The organism is Amycolatopsis coloradensis, assembly GCF_001953865.1.
GTDB lineage: Bacteria > Actinomycetota > Actinomycetes > Mycobacteriales > Pseudonocardiaceae > Amycolatopsis > Amycolatopsis coloradensis.
The window spans coordinates 343,094-360,952 of the sequence record NZ_MQUQ01000004.1 but is presented as its reverse complement, the minus strand read 5'-3'; the positions used below and the strand labels follow the sequence as shown (position 1 = coordinate 360,952).

Here is a 17,859-nt window from a genome sequence, read left to right as displayed (position 1 = left end):
GACGTGGCCGTCAGGACACCGCTGCCCGCCGCCTCCGTGTCTCCGGCTCCGGTTCCGAAGTCCGGAACAGCACCGCGACCAGCAGTGCCACGCCAAGGCACAGTGCGCCGAGCACCCACAGCGCGAGGTCCATGGCCGCCGGGTACTCCGCACCGGCAAGGGCGCCGGAGGTCCGGGCGGCCAGCATCGAACCGACCACGGTGACGGCGAGGGTCTCCCCGGTCAGCTTGGTGGTGTTGAACAGGCCCGCGGCCATCCCCGCCTGTTCGGCGGGCACACTGCCGACCGCCAGGCCGTCCAGCAGGCCGAACGCGATGGCGATCCCGACGCCCATCAGGAGCAGTGGCCCCACGTACCCGTCGGTGGCGGCGAACCAGGCCGCGCCCGCGCTGATCAGCACCAAGGACACGATCACCTGGGTCAACGGGTTCACCCAGCGGGTGGCCATCCCGCACAGGATCGGCACCACCAGCATCGGTCCGGTCAGGATGACGACGAGAGCACCCGCCTGAGCCACCGACACGGCTTGCGTCGCCACGAAATACGACGGCAGATACACCACCATCGAGGCGAACACCGCGACGATGGCGACGATGGCGGCGCACAGCCCGAGGAATCTGGGAGAGGTCAGCAGCCGCAGATCCAGCATGGGATCGGCGGCTCGCCGTTCGATTCCGGCGAACAGCAGGAACAAGGCCACCGAACCGACCAGCGCGATCAGCACGAGCGGGGACGTCCAGCCCAGCTCCGGCCCCTCCACGAGCACCAGGATCAGCAGCATCAGCGCGAAGGTGAACGCCGCCGGGCCCTTCCAGTCCATCCGAGCCGTCGCGGTCTTGCGCGATTCGGGGATGAACCTGAAGAACGCGAGCGTGATCAGGCCGATCACGCCGGGAAGCCAGAACGCGCCGCGCCAGCCGAACGACTCGATCAGCAGCCCGGACAGAGTGAGCCCGAACGCGAGACCCAGTCCGAGGGTCGCGCCGAACAGGCCGAAGATCTTCGTCCGCTCCGCACCGGTGAAGGCCTGTCCGAGTACCGCGCTGGCGCCGGTCACCATGGCAGCCGCGCCGATCCCGGCCACGACACGGGCCAGGTCGAGCACCACGATGTCGGGGGCAACCGCGCTCACCAGCGTGCACACCGAAAACAAGGCGACGCCCGCGAAGAACAACTTGCGGCGGCCGTACCGGTCCGAGAGAGAGCCGGTCACCAGCATGAAGCCGGCGAGGGTCGCGCTGTACCCGTTGACGACCCATTGCGCGGCGGCGAACGTGGTGTGCAGATCCTCGGTGATCCGGGTGAGCGCCACGGACGTCGCGCTGAAGGTGAAGGGGATGAGGAACAACGCGGTCAGCGAGACGCCGACCGTTGCGACACGGTTCATGTCCTGGTAACCCCTCCAGTGCTGCGAACGGCGGTATTCGTCGCTGCCCGCGGCTCAATGACTGTCGCGCTGTCGACGCCGCTTCGGCGCGCGCGATCCCCTCGTACTCGGCGCAAGAATAATGGGCAGCCGCGAAACTGCCCTGAATAGTCATACGGTCGGAAATTCAGGAGATGACACCGCCCCTTTTTCGAGATTAGCAGCTCTGGTCGGCCCCTGTCATCTGCACGTCACCTCCGGCCAGAGTGGGAATTCAGCAGGATTCAGGTCTCCTGGGTGTGAATTCCGTACGTTCGAGGGGGCGGCTCGGCGTGGCTCCCGCGCCGGTGAGTACGGTTGCCGCGGACAACCCGCTGCACGGGGCCGATTTTTCACCTGAGGGTCGGGTCCGCGGCGACCGGGGCGAGCTGCGGCGGTGGAGCGCTTACCGTGGGGCGAGGTGCCGTGTCCGGTCGCGAAGATTCGGCGTTCGAAAACCTCTGCTGTCACAGTTCACGAAACCAGGAGATCGGAGATGACGGAAGCGCCGAAGGGGCGCGTCCGTTCTCCTGTTTTCGTGCGCTTGACAGGAAGTAGGAGTCGACACGACCGAGGCTTCGACCATATCGTGTCCGATTACAGGCGTATCCGAGGGAATGGAGCAGGATGGAACTCAAACTGGACGGCAAGACGGCGCTGGTCACCGGCGCCAGCAGAGGCATCGGCCTCGCGATCGTTCAGGCGCTGGCCGCGGAGGGAGTGCGGGTCGCCGCCTGTGCTCGTACGGCCAGTGAACCCTTGCTCGAAGCGACATCGTTGACCCGGCAGGTGGACCTGACCGTCCCGGCGCAGGCGACGGAACTGGTGGACTGGGCGCTCGCCGAACTGGGTGGCATCGACATCCTGGTCAACAACGTCGGCGCCTCGCCCGCTCGCACCGACGGATTTCAGGCGATCAGCGACGACGACTGGCAGTACGCCTTCGAACTGAACTTCTTCAGCGCGGTGCGCACCACCCGCGCGGCCCTGCCGAGCCTGCTCGAACGCCGGGGGACCGTCATCAACATCGGCTCGGTCAACTCCCGGCTGCCGCTGCCCCGGCTGATCGACTACTCCGCCGCCAAGGCCGCATTGGCCAGCTTCGGCAAGTCGCTCGCGGACGAAGTGGGCGAGGCAGGCGTCCGGGTGAACACGATCTCACCGGGGCCGACGCGAACCGCGGTCTGGACGGCGACCGACGGGATGGCGGCCGGACTGGCCAAGAGCGCGGGGATCGACCACGAAGAGTTCCTCGCGCAGGTGCCCGCGATGACCGGAATGAACACCGGGCAGTTCACCGAACCGGCGGAGATGGCCGTGCTGGTGGCGCTGCTGGCTTCCGGCCGGGTGCCCAACATGAACGGCTCGGACCTGATCCTCGACGGCGGAATGCTGAAGCAGCTCTGATCAAGCGAGGGCGGCGGGAACACGGCTGGCCGTGTTCCCGCCGCCCTGTCGCCGTCAGGACGGATGGCGGTAAGGCCGGCCTTGTCCTCGGCACGCGGACCGGGAATTGTCAACGCCGGATCGCCGGTTCCCACTTTCGGACCGGGAAATCCCGGCAATGTCTTTCTGCCGACGTTTCTCTGTCCCGGAATCTGGTCATTCGGCCGATAAGTGACCGAAGAGTGGCCGACGGCACTCGCGACGGCGAATCAGGGGCTTGGTGCCCAGGCGTCGACGGAAGAAGCAGGCAAGCGGTCGCCGAAGTGAGGATTCAGCCGTCGCCGGATTCCCCCGTCGCGACGTGCGGCCGATTCTCCTCGGCAGCTGTGGTAGAGTCGGTGATATGCGTGGACTGGGGAGGTAATCTGCCATGCGTCAAAGTCGGAGCACATATCTTCGGTGTGTGACGACTTTAATTATGGCTGGTTCCTGACGCGTAGGCCGCTTGATCGGCAACCAGGATTTGGGGATTTCACCACAAGTTTACCGGCTGACCAATTCTGAGCACGTCCGGGGGGAAATGTGCCGCCGCGAGCTGGAAGAAGTATCCTGCGGCCAGCGTCATCGCCGAAAAGTTCGCAGGTCCGCAGCGACCGGATATTGATCTCCCGCCTCGGACTGCATTTTCCGGTGAACCTCACTTATGGCTGCTGGGAACGCGCCGGGACACAACTGTCGGACATCGTCAGCTCATCGGCCTGGTGCCTCGGCGATTGGCTGGTCTGCGGTCAGGAGAACTACCCGGACCGCTACGTCCGGGCTGTCGAGACCGCCGGTCTCGACTACCAGACGTTGCGGAACTACGCCTGGGTCGCCCGGCGCTTCCCGTTGGAGCGGCGCCGTGAACCGTTGAGCTTCCAGCATCACGCCGAAGTCGCCGCCCTGGACGTCGAGTGCCAGGACAAGTGGCTGGATCTCGCCGAAACCGGGCGTTGGTCACGCAACGAACTTCGGCGTCAGTTGCGCGGCCAGCGGCAGGACAAGCAGACCGACGCGACCTCGACGTTGTTGATACCACGCGTTTCCGTGGCGCGCGAACGCGTCGAACGCTGGCGTGCGGCCGCGCAGCGGATGGACAACCATCTGGAGAACTGGATGGTACTCGCCCTGGATCGCGCCGCCGAGGACGTGCTGAACACGGAATCGCAGTAGGGCGCGCACGACCATGGCTGTCCCGCCGGCGGGACAGTGTCGGCCTTCGAGTGAATCGGGCGGGCGCCGTCCTGGCAAGCTTTCCGCGAAAGTCGATCATCCGGCCATGATCGCCGTCCCATCACGCATGATCGCCGTTCAATCACGCGTAACCGCCGTCTGATCACGTGAGATCGCCTTCTGGGGAAAGAAGCGAAACGGCACGCGACACTGGCGAGCGGAAAAACAATAGCCGCCGGCTTTCCCCGTTCCTGCATTGTCAACCCCGTGACCGCGAACCGTCACCGCGTCGTCGTCCGAGTGATCGTTCACAGGCGTCATAAAGTGGTTTCCGGTCGGCTCTGATGGACATTCGCAAACTGTTGTCCTAGTCTCGGGGCACTGGCATTCCATCGTGTCTTGCCTGCTGATCAAACTGGGGTTTCATCATCGTTTCGTCGAGCCACGGTGTCCGCTCCGAATACCGGGTGGCCGGCTCGTGCACTTCGACAGCTCGCGGATTCGAAGGAGAGGTATGGCCGAACACGTGGTGATCGCGAATACCGACGAGACGTCGGTCGTCTACGGCGTTCACGGCACGGACGGTGCGTCCGAGTGGAAATGCTTCGCCCGGCGAGACAACCTGTTCGGGGCGTGGGAGGCGATCGAGTGGGCAGCGCTTCCTCCCGGCGGGATCAGTGGCGCGCATGTCCACACCCGCACCGAGGAGCTGTACTTCATCATCTCCGGTACCGGGGTCATGCTCCTCGACGGTCACGAACACCCGGTCAAGGGTGGTGACCTGATCCTGAACGGCCTCGGTACCCGGCACGGCCTGCGGAACGCGGGCGATGACCGGTTGGAATGGCTGGTCATCGAAGTGGTCGGACCGCCGATGGCGGCCGTCTATTCCACTCATCAGAAACAAATCGAAAATGGGGGACAACGATGAGCAACGCCGTAGTGATCAATCTTCGTGAAGTGCGGGAAATCGACGCCGGGAACTTTCTCAGCGGCCCGCTCGGGCGCATCCGCCTGCCGCAGCTCCGACCCGGCCAGCAGGAGACGCTGATCGCCGAGGACCAGGAACACACCCTGTTCACCGTGCGGGGTGACGGGCACGCGATCTCCGGATCGGCGACCGTCCCGCTGCGCTCCGGGGTGGCACTCACCCTGCCGCTGGGCAGCAAGGTCACCGTCGAAGCGGGTGGCGAAGGGCTCGAGCTGTTCATCGCCAGCCTCGCCACCCCGCAGGCCGCCGGGGCGGCTCAGTGATCGTCACCCATGCCGAAGGTCTGAGCTCGGCAACGGATGACAGTGCCTGGCGCTGTCTGGCACGTCGCGGCATGCTGCACAGCGAATGCGAGGCCATCGACTACCTCCGGTTGCCGCCGGGCACCGTACGGGACGGGCGGGGCCGTGCGGGCGTCGAGGCGATCTGGTTCGTCCTCAGTGGACAGGGACGGTTCGTCGACGCCGCGGACCGGTCCTATCCTCTGCGAACCGGGGATCTGCTGTTCTCGTCCGACGGGACCGGAGGGTCGGTGCGCAACGATTCCACCGGTCCGCTCGAACTGCTCTCGTTCGCGTTGCTGCCCGCCGCGGTGACCGACCGGCTGCCCGCCCGGATCCCGACGGCACCGTGGCTGCTGGCCGGAGCCGGGCATGAGTGACCGGCTGGTGGTCACCACCCTGGACGAACCGTCCGAGGTCTACGAGATGCACGGCGGCGAACGGGTCGCCCGGTGGAAGTGCCTCGCCAGGCGGAACAACCTGTTCGGGCCGTGGGAGGCGGTGGAACGCTCCACACTGCCGCCGGGCGCGGCCAGCGGCGTGCACCTGCACAGCAGGACCGAGCAGTTCGATTACGTCGTGGCCGGCTCAGGGGTCATGACGATCAACGGCACGGACCACGAGGTCGCCGCCGGTGACCTGATCACGACCTGCCTCGGCACCCGGCACGGCATCCGCAACACCGGCGCCGACGACCTGGTCTGGCTGGTCATCGAGGTGTCCGGGCCTGGAATGGCCGAGGGCGTACCGCATCGGGACGCCGACGGTGTCCGCGCCGAGGTGATCGACCTCCGCGAGGCCCGCGACGTCGACGCACTGGACTATCTCGCCGGGCCGTTGCGCAGGGCTCGGCTGGTGCGCCTCGAGCCGGCCGGGACCGAATCCTTGGTGGCCGACGAGCAGGAGCACGTGCTGTACACGCTGGCCGGGACCGGGACCGCGAAGACGAGGTCCACCACCGTTCCGCTACGTGAGGGAGTGTCGGTGGGGGTGCCTTTCCTCGGTGCGGTCACGATCGAGGGCGGCCAGGACGGACTGGAGTTCTTCGTGGTGAGCCTTGCCGTCCCAGCGGGCGCGGGTGGTGCGAAATGATCGTCTCCAGCACGCATGACGGCCTCACCCAGACCTTCGACGACCTTTCCGGCAACGCCTCGTGGCGGTGTCTCGGACGCCGGGGGATGTTGTTCAGCGAGTGCGAATCCTTCGACTACGTCCGGCTCGCCCCCGGGTCCGTCCTCGACGAACGCGGCCGTGGCGACATCGAGGAAGCGTGGTTCGTCCTGCGGGGCGACGGCGAATTCCTCGAGGACGGGAAAGATCCGCTGCCCGTCCACGAAGGCAGTCTGGTTCTCCTCTCCCATGGGGCGGGTGGCCGGTGGCGCGCTCCCGAGGGTGCCCCGCTGGAACTGCTGGTCCTGGCCCTGATGCCCGCTTCCGTGAGCAAACGGCTCCCGCCCCGCACACCTTCCGACTGACCGGAGAAAGGAGGAACAGGTGAACCACCAACGCATCGAGGTCGACGTCCTCGTCGTGGGTTCCGGCCCGGTGGGTGCCACGTTCGCACGCACACTCGTCGACGGCGGCCGCGACGTCATGATGGTCGACGCCGGGCCACAGCTGTCCAGCCGCCCTGGCGAGCACCTGAAGAACCAGCTCGCCTACCAGCACAGCCACGAACGGTTCGGCACGCTGATCCGCGGCCATCTGCACCCGTTGTCGCGTCCCGCTTCCACCGCGGACCTGTCCGACCAGCTGATCAGCTTGGAAGCGGGCGTCGCCACCTACGCGGTGGGCGGCATGGCCACGCACTGGACGGGAGTGACCCCCCGGCACCACCCGGACGTCGAGCGCTCGGACGCCATCCCGGCCGCCGAATGGGACACGCTCTACGGCGACGCCGAGGCGCTGCTCAACACGCGCACCGACCTCACCGAGGACGCGATCTCCCATCGGCTCGTACTGGACGCGCTCGCCGCCGAGTACGCGGAACTGCCCGGCCCGTACGGCGTCCAGCCTCTCCCGATGGCCGCGCAGCGCCGCACGGACAACCCCCGGCTGGTGCGCTGGACCGGGGTGGACACCATCCTCGGCCCGCTCGCCGACGGCGGAACCGACGGATTCCGCCTGCACGAACAGCACCAGTGCACCCGGCTCGTCCCGGCGGCGGACGGCTCGCGGATCGAGTACGCCGAGATCGTCGACCACGTCGACTGGCGGACTCTCGAAGTCGAGGCGAGTACGTATGTCGTCGCCTGCGGGGCCGTGCTCACCCCGCAGTTGCTCCACGCCTCCGGCATCCGCCCGCCGTCGCTCGGCCGCTACCTCACCGAGCAGCCGGTCGCCTTCTGCCAGGTCCTGCTCGGCGACGATCTGGTGAAGCGCGCCGCGACGCCGATCCCGCCGGACGACCTGGACCCGAACGTGTGGATCCCGGTCTCGGGGGATCGCCCGTGGCACTGCCAGATCCACCGCGACCTGCCCTACGACGACATGGTCACGGATCCGGAGGTCGACAGCAGGCTGGTGGTCGACCTGCGTTGGTTCGGGCTCGCCGATCCGAGGCGGGAGAACCGGATGCGGTTCTCCGACACCGCGAAGGACGCCTGGGGCATGCCGGAGGTGGGGTTCGAGTTCTCGCTCAGCGAGGACGACCGCGCGCGGCAGCACCGGATGATGGCGGATCTGCGCCGGGCCGCCGCCGCGCTCGGGCCGTACCTGCCCGGCTCCGAGCCACGCTTCATCCTTCCCACCCTGCCGTTGCACATCGCGGGGACCGTCCGGATGGGAGCCGACCCGGACACCAGCGTCGTCGATCCCGATTCCAGGCTCTGGGGGGTCGAGAACCTCTATCTCGGCGGGAACGGCCTCATCCCGACGGGCACCGCGAGCAACCCGACGTTGACCAGCGTGGCGATGGCGCTGCGGGCAGCGCACGGAATTCTCCGGTCCGGAAACCAACCTTCAGCAGAAAGGCGCGCGCATGAGCGGCCCGGGATACTTGTTCCTCGGTGACGAAGAGAAAGCGCTGGTCAATCGGGCGCTGGACACCTGGCAGCTGAACCGCTACCGATTCGACGAAGCGGCCGAACCGTCCATGGTCTACACCCTGGAGCGGGAGTTCGAGCAGCGCACGGGCACGCCTCACTGCCTCGCTGTCAACAGTTGCACGTCCGCGTTGCTCACCGCGCTGGTGGCACTCGGCGTCGGTCCCGGTGACGAGGTGATCGTCCCCGGCTACACCTTCATCGCCTCGATCGCCGCGATCGTGCACCGGGGCGCCGTCCCCGTCCTCGCCGAAATCGACGAGTCCCTCACGCTCGACCCGGAGGACGTGAAGCGCCGGATCACCCCGGCGACGAAGGCCATCGTCGCGGTGCACATGCTCGGCGCTCCGGCCGCGATGGACGAACTGCGGCGGATCGCCGACGACCACGGCCTCTTCCTGATCGAGGACGCCGCACAGGCCACTGGCGGCCAGTACCGGAACCGCGCGCTGGGCACCATCGGGGACGCGGGGGCTTTCTCGCTCAACCTGTTCAAGATCATCACCAGTGGCGACGGCGGTCTGCTCACGATCGCGGACGACAAGGCGTACGAACGCGCGTTCGCTTTCCACGACCACGGGTTCAAGCCACTGCGTCAAGGTATCGCCGACGCCGACTCGCTGTTCGGGATGAACCTGCGGATGCACGAACTCAGCGGCGCCGTGGCACTCGGCCAGCTCCGCAAGATCGACGACATCCTGGGGACGCTGCGCAAGCAGAAGACGGCGCTCGTGGAGGCGATCGGCGACCTGCCGGGTGTGACACGCCGGCGCGTCAACGATCCGGACGGGGAATGTTTCTCCTTCCTGGTCCTGCAGTTCGAGTCCGTCGAGTCGGCGCGTGCGGTGGCGGGCCTGCTCGGCACGTCCACGCTCATCGACTCCGGCCGCCACTACTACGGGAACATGCCCCAGTTGCTCGCGCGCCGGACGCCCACCGCGTCGGACCACCCTTTCGCGTGTTCCGCCCATCCCACCGATCGCCGGTACGAGCCGAACATGCTTCCCCGGACCGACGACATCCTCGGCCGGTCGATCGCGGTGTCGGTCGGGGTCGACGACGCCTATATCGGTTCCGGATTCGGCATCAAGCCGTTCTCGCCCGCCGACGAGATCGCGACCGTGGCCGGTGCCGTGCGGTCGGCCGTCAACGAAGTGGCCGCGACGAAATGAGCACACACGCGGGCGAATCCTCGCTGACCGAAGCACCCGCCCCGGCCAGGCGGTGGAGAGTCAAGGCCGAACAGTCCATCGACTACGAGGTCCTCATGACGGACGGCGTGCTCGATCCGGCCAACCCGGCGTTGGTGGAGGCGGGAACCACCATCCGCACCGAACGGATCCGCCGATTCATCGTGATCGACGCGACCGTGCACGAACTGTACGGCGACGCCCTCCGCAAGTACTTGGAGCACCACGACTGTGAGTACCTCCTCTGCGTCCTGCCTGCCTCGGAGGAGGCCAAGACGATGGAGTCGGTGCTCACCGTGGTGAAGGGACTCGACTCGTTCGGCATTTCCCGCAGGCACGAGCCGATCATCGCCATCGGTGGCGGAGTCCTGCTGGACATCGTGGGGCTGGCCGCCAGCATGTACCGGCGCAGCACGCCTTACGTCCGGGTCCCCACCTCCCTCATCGGGCTGGTCGACGCCGGGGTCGGCATCAAGACCGGGGTGAACTTCGGCGACCACAAGAACCGGATCGGCACTTACTTCGCGCCGACCGTCGCGTTGCTGGACCGCGGCTTCCTCGCCACGCTGGAAGACAGGCACGTCAGCAACGGCCTCGCGGAGATTCTCAAGATCGCGCTGATCAAGGACGCGACGTTGTTCCGGCTGCTGGAGGACCACGCCGAGCTCCTGCTCGCCGAACGGCTCACCGGCCAGACCCAGACCGGCGACGCCGTGGCGAGGGAGGTCTTCAGCCGCGCGGTGGGCGGCATGCTGGAGGAGCTGGAGCCGAACCTGTGGGAGAAGCAGCTGGAGCGGCTGGTGGACTACGGCCACTCGTTCAGCCCCACGCTGGAGATGCGGGCCCTTCCCGCCCTTCTGCACGGTGAGGCCGTCACCGTCGACATGGCACTCACCACGGTGCTGGCCGAGGGACGCGGCCTGGTGTCCACATCGGACCGTGAACGGATCATCGGCCTGATGCGCAGGCTGCGCTTGCCCGTCTGGCATCCGTTGCTGGAACCCGGGCTGCTGGAACCGGCGTTGCGGGAAACCACGCGGCACCGCGACGGGTTGCAACGGATGCCGATCCCGGTGGGCATCGGTGGTGCCTGCTTCCTCCACGACCTCACCGTCGCCGAACTCGGCCGCGCGGCCGGGATCCTGCGCGAACTGGACGAGGACCTGGTCATCACCGACGTCAACGACGGGTCCGAGGCCGAGGGGAACCGGGTGATCCGCCAGGACGGGATGAGCCGCACCTGGGAGGTCATCACCTGGTCGTCGCTGGCACCCGGCGCCAGCCGGGAAGAGGACACGCAGACCGGTACGGACAGGTTCTGCTTCGTTCTCGCCGGCGCGGGCGAACTGCACGTCGACGGCATCTCGCACGGGATGCGCCCCGGCTACCTGGTCGCCACCCGGGCCGGAGCCGGGCACCGGTTCGTGAATCCGGGCACGGAAGACCTGAGCTGGCTGGTGATCGAGGTGTCCGGCACCCCGGCGAGGGGAGGTGTCGCGTGACCGCGCGGCATGGCATCCCCGGGGCGACCGGCGTGCACCACGTCGCCTACACGGTGCCCGACCTTGACCAGGCCGTCGAGTTCTTCACCAAGGTCATCGGCGCGGAGCTGGCTTACATCCAGGGGCCGGTGAAGGACAGCGAGGGTGACTGGATGACCCGGAAGCTCGCCGTGGACGCCAGGGCCACCGCGAGGGTCGCGATGTTGCGGCTGGGACCGGTGACCAACCTGGAGCTTTTCGAGTACACCGCACCGGACCAGCGGAGGCAGCTTCCCCGCAACAGTGACTGGGGTGGCCACCATCTGGCCATCCACGTCACGGACGTCGACGCCGCCGCGGCGTATTTGCGTGCCCAGCCGGGCGTCCGGGTTCTCGGCGACCCGGAGACCATCACCGACGGCCCGATCGCAGGCGACCGCTGGGTGTACTTCGTGACGCCGTGGGGGATGCAGATGGAATTGATCAACCTTCCCGTGGGGACGCCGTACGAGCGGCAGACGGATGTGCGGCTGTATCCGCCGGAAGTGCCCTGGTCCTCCTACCGAGGAGTGTCATGAGCGAGCGAGTGAACGATTCCCCCGTGCAGCAGACGCTCGTCCCGGCGGGGGAGGGGGAGACGATCTGGTTCGACGGCAACGTCTACACCGTCAAGGTCAGCGGCGAAGCGACCAACGGGAGGCTGTCGGTCCTGGAATCCTCGATCCCACCGGGAAACGGCCCGCCACTGCATGTGCACACCGAGTCGGACGAGGCGTTCTACGTTCTGTCCGGCCAGCTGGAATTCCAGGTCGACGACGAGAAGTTCATCGGCAAGGCGGGGGATTACGTCTTCGTCCCCCACGGCACTCCGCACTGTTTCAAGAACGTCGGCGTGCACGTCGCTCACACGATCTTCGCTTACACCCCTTCCGGATTCGAGAAGTTCTTCCTGGAGTCGGGTGAACCGGCCGTGCCGAACCAGCCGATTCCGCAGTGGGGTCCCGAGCAGTTCGAACGGGCGGTGGCGATCGCCCCGCGTTTCGGGTGGGAGGGGCCGAAGACCAAATAGGAGCATCCTCACGATCACTTTTCCGGCGAACAAAGGAAGTCAGTACGATGACCGACAAGCACAGCGGACACAACCGGCGCAGTTTCCTGGTCGGTACCGGCGCGGCGGCGGTGGCCGTCGGGTTGCCACAGATCGCGACCGCGGCCACCGATGCCCCGGTAGACCGGCAGACCGGCTCCGTGGTGGTCCGGCCGGCCGATTCGAGATATCAGGACTTGATCCGGGGCACGAACCAGCGGTGGGTCGGCACCCCCGAGAGAGTGCACGTGGCCCGCTCGACCGCGGACGTGGTCGCCGCCGTGCAGCTCGCGGTCGACCAGGGGAAGCGGCTGACCGTGCAGGGCGGCGGGCATTGCTACGAGGACTTCGTGTTCAACTCGGACGTCCAGGTGGTGATCAACCTGTCCGAACTCGACCAGGTCGCGTTCGACCCCGCGATGCGCGCGTTCTCGGTCGGCGGAGGCGCGACCCTGCTGGACGTTTACGAGAAGCTGTACCGGATCTGGGGCGTGACCATCCCGGCGGGCCAGTGCGCCACGGTCGGCGTCGGCGGGCACATCAGTGGCGGCGGATGGGGCGTCCTGTGCCGGGAACTCGGCTTGAGCGTCGACCACCTCTATGCCGTCGAAGTCGTCCGGGTCGACGCCAACGGCAAGGCGCGCGCGGTGATCGCGACCTCGGACGCCGGGGACGTGAACCGGGAGCTGTGGTGGGCGAACACCGGTGGCGGCGGCGGAAACTTCGGCGTGGTCACCCGGTATTGGTTCCGGACCAAGGACGCGACCGGCACCGACCCGGCAGGGCTGCTGCCCCGCCCGCCGGCCGAAGTGCTGCTCGCGGCGATCTCGTGGCCGTGGGAAACGTTGACGCAAAAGGACTTTACCACCATCGCCGCCAACTTCGGCGATTGGCACGTGCGGCATGCGGCGCCGGGAAAACCGGAAAGCGCCCTGTTCAGCTACCTCAACCTCAATCACCGGTCCAACGGTCAGGTCGGGCTGCTGACGCAGGTGTCCGGTAACGCGAAGAACCCCGAGAAGCTGTACGCGGACTTCCTCGCCGACGTGACCCGCGGGGTGACCCTGCGGCACGGCCCGTTGACCAACGCGATGGGCGAGTTCGCTCCCGCACCGGAATTCGAGGTGCCGCAACGCCTGCCGTGGCTGCAGGCGACCAAGTACCTCGGCGCGGCCAACCCGATCCTCGCCGACCCGACGTTACGCGGCGACTTCAAGTCGGCCTTCAACCGTGCTCGGTACACCGATCAGCAGATCGCGGTGTGGTACAAGCACCTGACTCGCACGGACTTCCACAACCCCCGGGCGCAGCTCATGGTCAGCAGCTACGGCGGCAAGATCAACTCGGTCGGCCGGAGCGACACCGCGTTCGCGCACCGCGACTCGGCGTTCAAGGTCCTGTACCTGTCCTACTGGAACGAGAAGGCCGACGACGCCGCGAACATCGGCTGGCTGAGGGACTTCTACTACGAGTCCTATGGCGCGACCGGTGGCGTCCCGGTTCCCGACGCGGTCACCGACGGCTGCTACCTCAACTATCCCGACATCGATCTGAACGACCCGGCGTACAACCGGTCCGGCGTCCCGTGGCACACGTTGTACTACACGGACAACTACCGCCGGTTGCAGGCCGCGAAGGCGGCATACGACCCTCGTAACGTGTTTCGGCACAGCCAGTCGGTCCGGCTGCCGTGAAGGCCACCGCCGACGTCGTGGTGGAGCGTGACGTCGCCGTTCCCATGCGGGACGGCACCGTGCTGCGGGCGGATGTCCACCGCCCGCGGCACGGTGGTCCGTATCCCGTGCTGGTGCAGCGGACGCCGTATGGCAAGGAGGTCGCGCAGACCGTCGTGTACCGGCATCCTTCCTGGTATGCCAGACGCGGGTACATCGTCGTCGTCCAGGACACCAGGGGCCGGTTCGGCTCGGCGGGCGTGTTCGATCCGTTCCGGCATGAGGCGGCGGACGGCGCGGACACGGTTCGCTGGGCGGCCCGGCTCGCCGGCGGGACCGGACAGGTCGCGACGTACGGTTTCTCGTACGCCGGTGCGACGCAGCTCCTGGCCGCGGCCGAACGGCCGGACGGACTGGTGTGCACGGCACCGGGGTTCACCTCCAGTGACTTCCACGAGGGCTGGACCTACACCGGAGGTGCGCTGAACCTCGCCTTCGTGTTGTCGTGGACCTTGCAGATGCTCGGTGCCCAGGACGCGGTGCGCGACGGCAGGCACGCGGACGCACTGGCCGTCGCCAAGGCCGCGGGCGAACTGCCGGGTGCGTTCGGACGGCGGCCGCTCGCGGAGTTCGAGGAGCTGCGCAAGGCGGGCATCGGCTACTTCTTCGACTGGCTGGAGCACGACACCTGGGACGAGTACTGGCAAGCGGTGTCGGTGCGTGCGCGCTACGACCGGATGACCGTGCCGCAACTGCACTTCGGTGGCTGGTACGACACCTTCGTCGAAGGCACGCTGGAGAACTACGCGCGATTGGCCGAGCAGGGCGGCGCGGTACAACGGCTGGTCATCGGGCCATGGGCGCATGTGCCGTGGTCCGCGAACATCGGCCGGTTCGACTTCGGCGAAGAGGCGCACAACACCATGGACCTCGCCCAGCTGGAGTGGTTCGAGCACTGGCTCTCCGGCCGGGACGGCGAACCGGACAGCCCGCCGGTCAAGCTGTTCGTGATGGGGGCCAACCGGTGGCGGGAGGCGGCCGCGTGGCCACCGCCGGGTACCCGGGAGCAGCGATGGTTCCTGCATTCCGGCGCGAACCGCGGGCACGGCGCGAATTCGGTGTCCGGGGACGGTGTGCTCGACCGGCACAACCCCGGTGACGAACAGCCGGACGTGTTCGTGTCGATTCCGGCCATTCCGGTGCCCAGCCTCGGCGGGCGCGCGTCGGCCGACGCGTCGATCGTCCCGGTGGGGCCCGCCGATCAGCGGCCGGTCGAGGCCCGCAACGACGTCCTGGTGTACACCACGGCTCCGGTGACCGAGCCCTTCGAGGTGATCGGCACCGTCTGGCTGACGTTGTACGCGGCCATCGACACCCCGGACGCGGACTGGATGGTCAAACTGGTGGACGTCTTCCCCGACGGCACGGCCGTGAATCTGTGCGACGGCGCACTGCGCGCCCGGTTCAGCCCGGACGGGCCGGTCAAGGCGGACGAGGTGCACACCTACCGGATCAAGGTGGGTTCGACCGCCGCGCTGGTGGCGCCCGGTCACCGGCTCCGTCTCGAAATCGCCGGCAGCAGCTTCCCTCTCTACGACGTCAACCCCAACACCGGCACCAAGCCGTCCGAGGCGGGCGCGTTCGAAGGCCGTCCGGCGGCCCAAACCGTCTTCCACGACAGCGTCCGCGCCTCACACCTGACCCTTCCCGTGTCTTCATGAGCGCGCGTGACGCCGTAGTCGAAGACTGGTTTCCGGTCACTGACCCGGTGGCCCGCTTCGACACCACGGCCTTCGATCTGGACGCCTATCTGGGGCGGATCGGCCACCCGCGGGTCGAGCCGTCCGCGGAGACGCTGCGCTCGCTGCACGCCGCGCATGTGCGGGCCATCCCGTTCGAGAACGTCGACGTGGTGCTGCGACGGCACCGCGGCGTCGAACTGACGGCCATCATGGACAAGCTGGTCCACCGGAACCGCGGCGGCTACTGCTACGAGCACGGCCTGCTGTTCGCCGCCGCGCTGGAGGACCTCGGGTTCACCGTGCGGCGCAGCTTCGCCAGGGTGCGACCGGACCGGGCGAGTGGTTCGTACACCCACATGCTGATGGTGGTGCCCGTCGACGGCGTCGAGTACCTTGCGGACGTCGGCTTCGGTGCCTGGGTGCTGCACCCGACCCCGCTACTCGACGGCGCCGAGGTGGACCAGGCGGGCTGGCGGCACCGGATCCGCCGGGACAACGGTCAGTGGCTGTTCGAGAAACGCGCCGCCGACGGCTGGGAAACCCTGCACGCCACCTTGGGCCTGCCCGCCAGGCAGGTCGACTACGAGGTGTTCCACCATTACACCTCCACCCACCCTCGCTCCCCGTTCACCGGCCAGCTCGTGGTGATGCGGCTGGCCGAGGGGGTGGGGCGGAAGTTCGTCGGACGCAGGCTCGTCACCGAGTACGCCGATGGCCGTGTCGAGACCACCGAGATCACCGCCGACCGGCTCGCCGACACCCTGCGCGCGCTGGACGTCGAGCTGACCCCGGCCGAGCTGGCCGCGGTGCGCCGGTTCTACGAGTCCACAAAGGACACTCAAGCTGAACGGCTGTGAGGAGTCACGCGGCGCTCACTCGGCTCGGCACTCGCCCGGGGAACTCGTGGCCGCCGACGAGGGCGGTCCGGTGGTGCACCGAGTACATACCTAACCCTTCTGAGTGAGGTGGCGTCCCACGCGATCGCCCGGGTGTTCATCTGGTTGTCGCGAAAGCCACTTTCGGGACCTCTGATGTCCCGAAAGTGGCTTTCGCGACACGACCGGTGCGTGTGGTGGGGTCACGAGGGAGGGAGGTGGCGGCTGCTGGGCCTGATCAATCGCGAAGAACACGACGTGCTCGGCGACCCGGCGGAAGGCAGGCGCTGGGCGCGGGAGCACGGCGGCGATGGAAGCCTCGCGGAACTGGCGTTGCTTCGCGAGGCGCGAGACCTCTTGCAGGGCGTAGTGCGGGAGAAGCCTCGCCCGCCGCGACAGGGTCCATCAGGTCCCGGAGTTCACAGTGGACGGTCTACAGTGGATTATCAAGGCTCCTCGGCACGCGCGGTTGGCCAACGACGAGTGCCGGTTGTTCTTGCTCGAACGCGGTCGCTGACGCTCAAATCTGGCTGCCGCCGGGAAAGTCCGAAGAGGACATGACGTCCAGTGTGGTGGATGGGCCGCGACGGCCGCCATGCCGATAGCGGGATCGGAGGTTTGGCGGCGCTCTGGGTCGCCGGGATGCCCGATCCAGCGGAACCGGGTACACCTTGAGCACCGAGTCGTCAGGCCCGCGACAACGGTGGCGGACGGCCCTTTTCCGGAGGCGCTGCTCCTGGGTGGAACGAATCCTTTCTGCAGTATGGCTTTCACGCTACAACAAGATTCGGAACCGAGCCGAGATTATCGGAAGGAAATCGCACTTCCGGCAATGGTCACCTCTTTGTAAGGGGCGAGCGAGCAGTCAATCGGCGCTATGGAGCAAGGAAAGCAGCATGGTATCGTCGCCGGACTGGGGTCGATCTGGGGATCGTGCGCGGGGCCGGAAGTGCCGAATATCCGGCCTCGGCGCTCGCGTGAACAACATCAGAAGTACACGACACAAGCGATACGGAGGTACGCGCAATGCGTCGATTATTCCGATCTTGCTTCACTGTCTTCGCGCTGCTGCTCGCGGCGGTCGTTCTTCCCGGCGCGGGGCAGGCAGGCGCTACGGAGGTGAACCTGTCATCCGACGTCCCGAAGCACGTGACGCTGGACGCCGCGACCGGGCAGGTGCTTTCCGCCGAACCCCTGGGGGAGTTCGGGACGAACATCTCCAACCACAACTACTGCAACTCGGGTGAAGGGTGCTACCACGCGGGCCGGACTCCCTACGCCCACCAGGGATTCTTCGGCACGCCCGGGACGTTCAGCGGGTCTTGGCCTTATCGGAGCAGTTGGTACACCGGCAGGTACACCGCGCGGGCGTGCTGGGTCCAGGCTTGTGCGGCGCGGTCCTTCGGTCCCAACACCACGGTGACGTTCAACGGATCGCTGGTGACAGGGACGTCATTCCGGATCTACTGAGCGCACGGCTGATGCTCCGCGG

General features: G+C 67.3%; 17 protein-coding genes. 16 read left to right on the top strand and 1 reads right to left on the bottom strand.

Annotation, left to right across the window (positions count from 1 at the left end):
• Positions 1–10 precede the first annotated feature (10 nt).
• Positions 11–1,387, bottom strand: a complete 1,377-nt coding sequence (locus BS329_RS08790; protein WP_076157782.1) for an MFS transporter — start codon at positions 1,385–1,387, stop codon at positions 11–13.
• Positions 1,388–2,032: 645 nt separating this feature from the next.
• Between BS329_RS08790 and BS329_RS08785 the strand changes: the two genes are divergently transcribed.
• The 16 genes from BS329_RS08785 to BS329_RS08710 all read left to right on the top strand — a co-directional run bounded on the left by BS329_RS08785 (position 2,033) and on the right by BS329_RS08710 (position 17,837).
• Complete coding sequence (locus BS329_RS08785) at positions 2,033–2,812, top strand: SDR family NAD(P)-dependent oxidoreductase (RefSeq protein WP_076157779.1); 780 nt, start codon at positions 2,033–2,035, stop codon at positions 2,810–2,812.
• Positions 2,813–3,373: 561 nt separating this feature from the next.
• A complete protein-coding gene (locus BS329_RS08780) occupies positions 3,374–4,003 on the top strand; it encodes an LmbU family transcriptional regulator (protein WP_208619178.1) in 630 nt (209 codons plus the stop codon).
• Positions 4,004–4,517: 514 nt separating this feature from the next.
• The gene (locus tag BS329_RS08775; protein ID WP_076157776.1) at positions 4,518–4,934 is read left to right on the top strand and encodes a cupin domain-containing protein; all 417 of its coding nucleotides are present in this window, start codon (positions 4,518–4,520) and stop codon (positions 4,932–4,934) included.
• Complete coding sequence (locus tag BS329_RS08770; RefSeq protein WP_076157773.1) at positions 4,931–5,257, top strand: hypothetical protein; 327 nt, start codon at positions 4,931–4,933, stop codon at positions 5,255–5,257. Before BS329_RS08775 ends, BS329_RS08770 begins: the two co-directional genes overlap by 4 nt.
• 71 nt (positions 5,258–5,328) lie before the next feature.
• Positions 5,329–5,655 carry a cupin domain-containing protein gene (locus tag BS329_RS08765; protein ID WP_244197071.1) on the top strand — a complete coding sequence of 109 codons (327 nt, stop codon included), beginning with the start codon at positions 5,329–5,331 and terminating at the stop codon, positions 5,653–5,655.
• A complete protein-coding gene (locus tag BS329_RS08760) occupies positions 5,648–6,367 on the top strand; it encodes a cupin domain-containing protein (protein ID WP_076157768.1) in 720 nt (239 codons plus the stop codon). Before BS329_RS08765 ends, BS329_RS08760 begins: the two co-directional genes overlap by 8 nt.
• Positions 6,364–6,750 (top strand): cupin domain-containing protein, encoded by a 387-nt coding sequence (locus BS329_RS08755; protein WP_076157765.1) that lies wholly within the window; start codon positions 6,364–6,366, stop codon positions 6,748–6,750. Before BS329_RS08760 ends, BS329_RS08755 begins: the two co-directional genes overlap by 4 nt.
• 19 nt (positions 6,751–6,769) lie before the next feature.
• Positions 6,770–8,287, top strand: a complete 1,518-nt coding sequence (locus BS329_RS08750; protein WP_076157763.1) for a GMC oxidoreductase — start codon at positions 6,770–6,772, stop codon at positions 8,285–8,287.
• Positions 8,256–9,491 carry a DegT/DnrJ/EryC1/StrS family aminotransferase gene (locus BS329_RS08745; protein ID WP_076157760.1) on the top strand — a complete coding sequence of 412 codons (1,236 nt, stop codon included), beginning with the start codon at positions 8,256–8,258 and terminating at the stop codon, positions 9,489–9,491. The genes BS329_RS08750 and BS329_RS08745 overlap by 32 nt, the downstream gene beginning before the upstream one ends.
• Positions 9,488–11,011 (top strand): iron-containing alcohol dehydrogenase, encoded by a 1,524-nt coding sequence (locus BS329_RS08740; protein ID WP_076157757.1) that lies wholly within the window; start codon positions 9,488–9,490, stop codon positions 11,009–11,011. The genes BS329_RS08745 and BS329_RS08740 overlap by 4 nt, the downstream gene beginning before the upstream one ends.
• A complete protein-coding gene (locus tag BS329_RS08735; RefSeq protein ID WP_076157755.1) occupies positions 11,008–11,568 on the top strand; it encodes a VOC family protein in 561 nt (186 codons plus the stop codon). Before BS329_RS08740 ends, BS329_RS08735 begins: the two co-directional genes overlap by 4 nt.
• Entirely contained in the window at positions 11,565–12,059 is a 495-nt protein-coding gene (locus BS329_RS08730; protein WP_076157752.1) for a quercetin 2,3-dioxygenase, read from the top strand. Before BS329_RS08735 ends, BS329_RS08730 begins: the two co-directional genes overlap by 4 nt.
• A gap of 47 nt (positions 12,060–12,106) precedes the next feature.
• Positions 12,107–13,771, top strand: a complete 1,665-nt coding sequence (locus tag BS329_RS08725; RefSeq protein WP_084749478.1) for an FAD-binding oxidoreductase — start codon at positions 12,107–12,109, stop codon at positions 13,769–13,771.
• On the top strand, positions 13,768–15,471 hold the full coding sequence (locus BS329_RS08720; RefSeq protein WP_076157749.1) for a CocE/NonD family hydrolase: 1,704 nt from the start codon (positions 13,768–13,770) through the stop codon (positions 15,469–15,471). The genes BS329_RS08725 and BS329_RS08720 overlap by 4 nt, the downstream gene beginning before the upstream one ends.
• Positions 15,468–16,349, top strand: coding sequence for an arylamine N-acetyltransferase family protein (locus BS329_RS08715; RefSeq protein WP_084749476.1), 882 nt, complete (start codon positions 15,468–15,470; stop codon positions 16,347–16,349). Before BS329_RS08720 ends, BS329_RS08715 begins: the two co-directional genes overlap by 4 nt.
• A 1,044-nt stretch (positions 16,350–17,393) precedes the next feature.
• Positions 17,394–17,837 carry a hypothetical protein gene (locus BS329_RS08710; RefSeq protein WP_076157744.1) on the top strand — a complete coding sequence of 148 codons (444 nt, stop codon included), beginning with the start codon at positions 17,394–17,396 and terminating at the stop codon, positions 17,835–17,837.
• The last annotated feature ends 22 nt before the right edge of the window (positions 17,838–17,859 follow it).

Coding starts and splice junctions, on each gene's coding strand:
- BS329_RS08785 (WP_076157779.1), top strand. CDS start 2,033: ATGGAACTCAAACTGGACGGCAAGACGGCGCTGGTCACCGGCGCCAGC.
- BS329_RS08765 (WP_244197071.1), top strand. CDS start 5,329: ATGCTGCACAGCGAATGCGAGGCCATCGACTACCTCCGGTTGCCGCCG.
- BS329_RS08790 (WP_076157782.1), bottom strand. CDS start 1,387: ATGAACCGTGTCGCAACGGTCGGCGTCTCGCTGACCGCGTTGTTCCTC.
- BS329_RS08770 (WP_076157773.1), top strand. CDS start 4,931: ATGAGCAACGCCGTAGTGATCAATCTTCGTGAAGTGCGGGAAATCGAC.
- BS329_RS08710 (WP_076157744.1), top strand. CDS start 17,394: ATGCGTCGATTATTCCGATCTTGCTTCACTGTCTTCGCGCTGCTGCTC.
- BS329_RS08755 (WP_076157765.1), top strand. CDS start 6,364: ATGATCGTCTCCAGCACGCATGACGGCCTCACCCAGACCTTCGACGAC.
- BS329_RS08715 (WP_084749476.1), top strand. CDS start 15,468: ATGAGCGCGCGTGACGCCGTAGTCGAAGACTGGTTTCCGGTCACTGAC.
- BS329_RS08730 (WP_076157752.1), top strand. CDS start 11,565: ATGAGCGAGCGAGTGAACGATTCCCCCGTGCAGCAGACGCTCGTCCCG.
- BS329_RS08775 (WP_076157776.1), top strand. CDS start 4,518: ATGGCCGAACACGTGGTGATCGCGAATACCGACGAGACGTCGGTCGTC.
- BS329_RS08725 (WP_084749478.1), top strand. CDS start 12,107: ATGACCGACAAGCACAGCGGACACAACCGGCGCAGTTTCCTGGTCGGT.
- BS329_RS08740 (WP_076157757.1), top strand. CDS start 9,488: ATGAGCACACACGCGGGCGAATCCTCGCTGACCGAAGCACCCGCCCCG.
- BS329_RS08745 (WP_076157760.1), top strand. CDS start 8,256: ATGAGCGGCCCGGGATACTTGTTCCTCGGTGACGAAGAGAAAGCGCTG.
- BS329_RS08760 (WP_076157768.1), top strand. CDS start 5,648: ATGAGTGACCGGCTGGTGGTCACCACCCTGGACGAACCGTCCGAGGTC.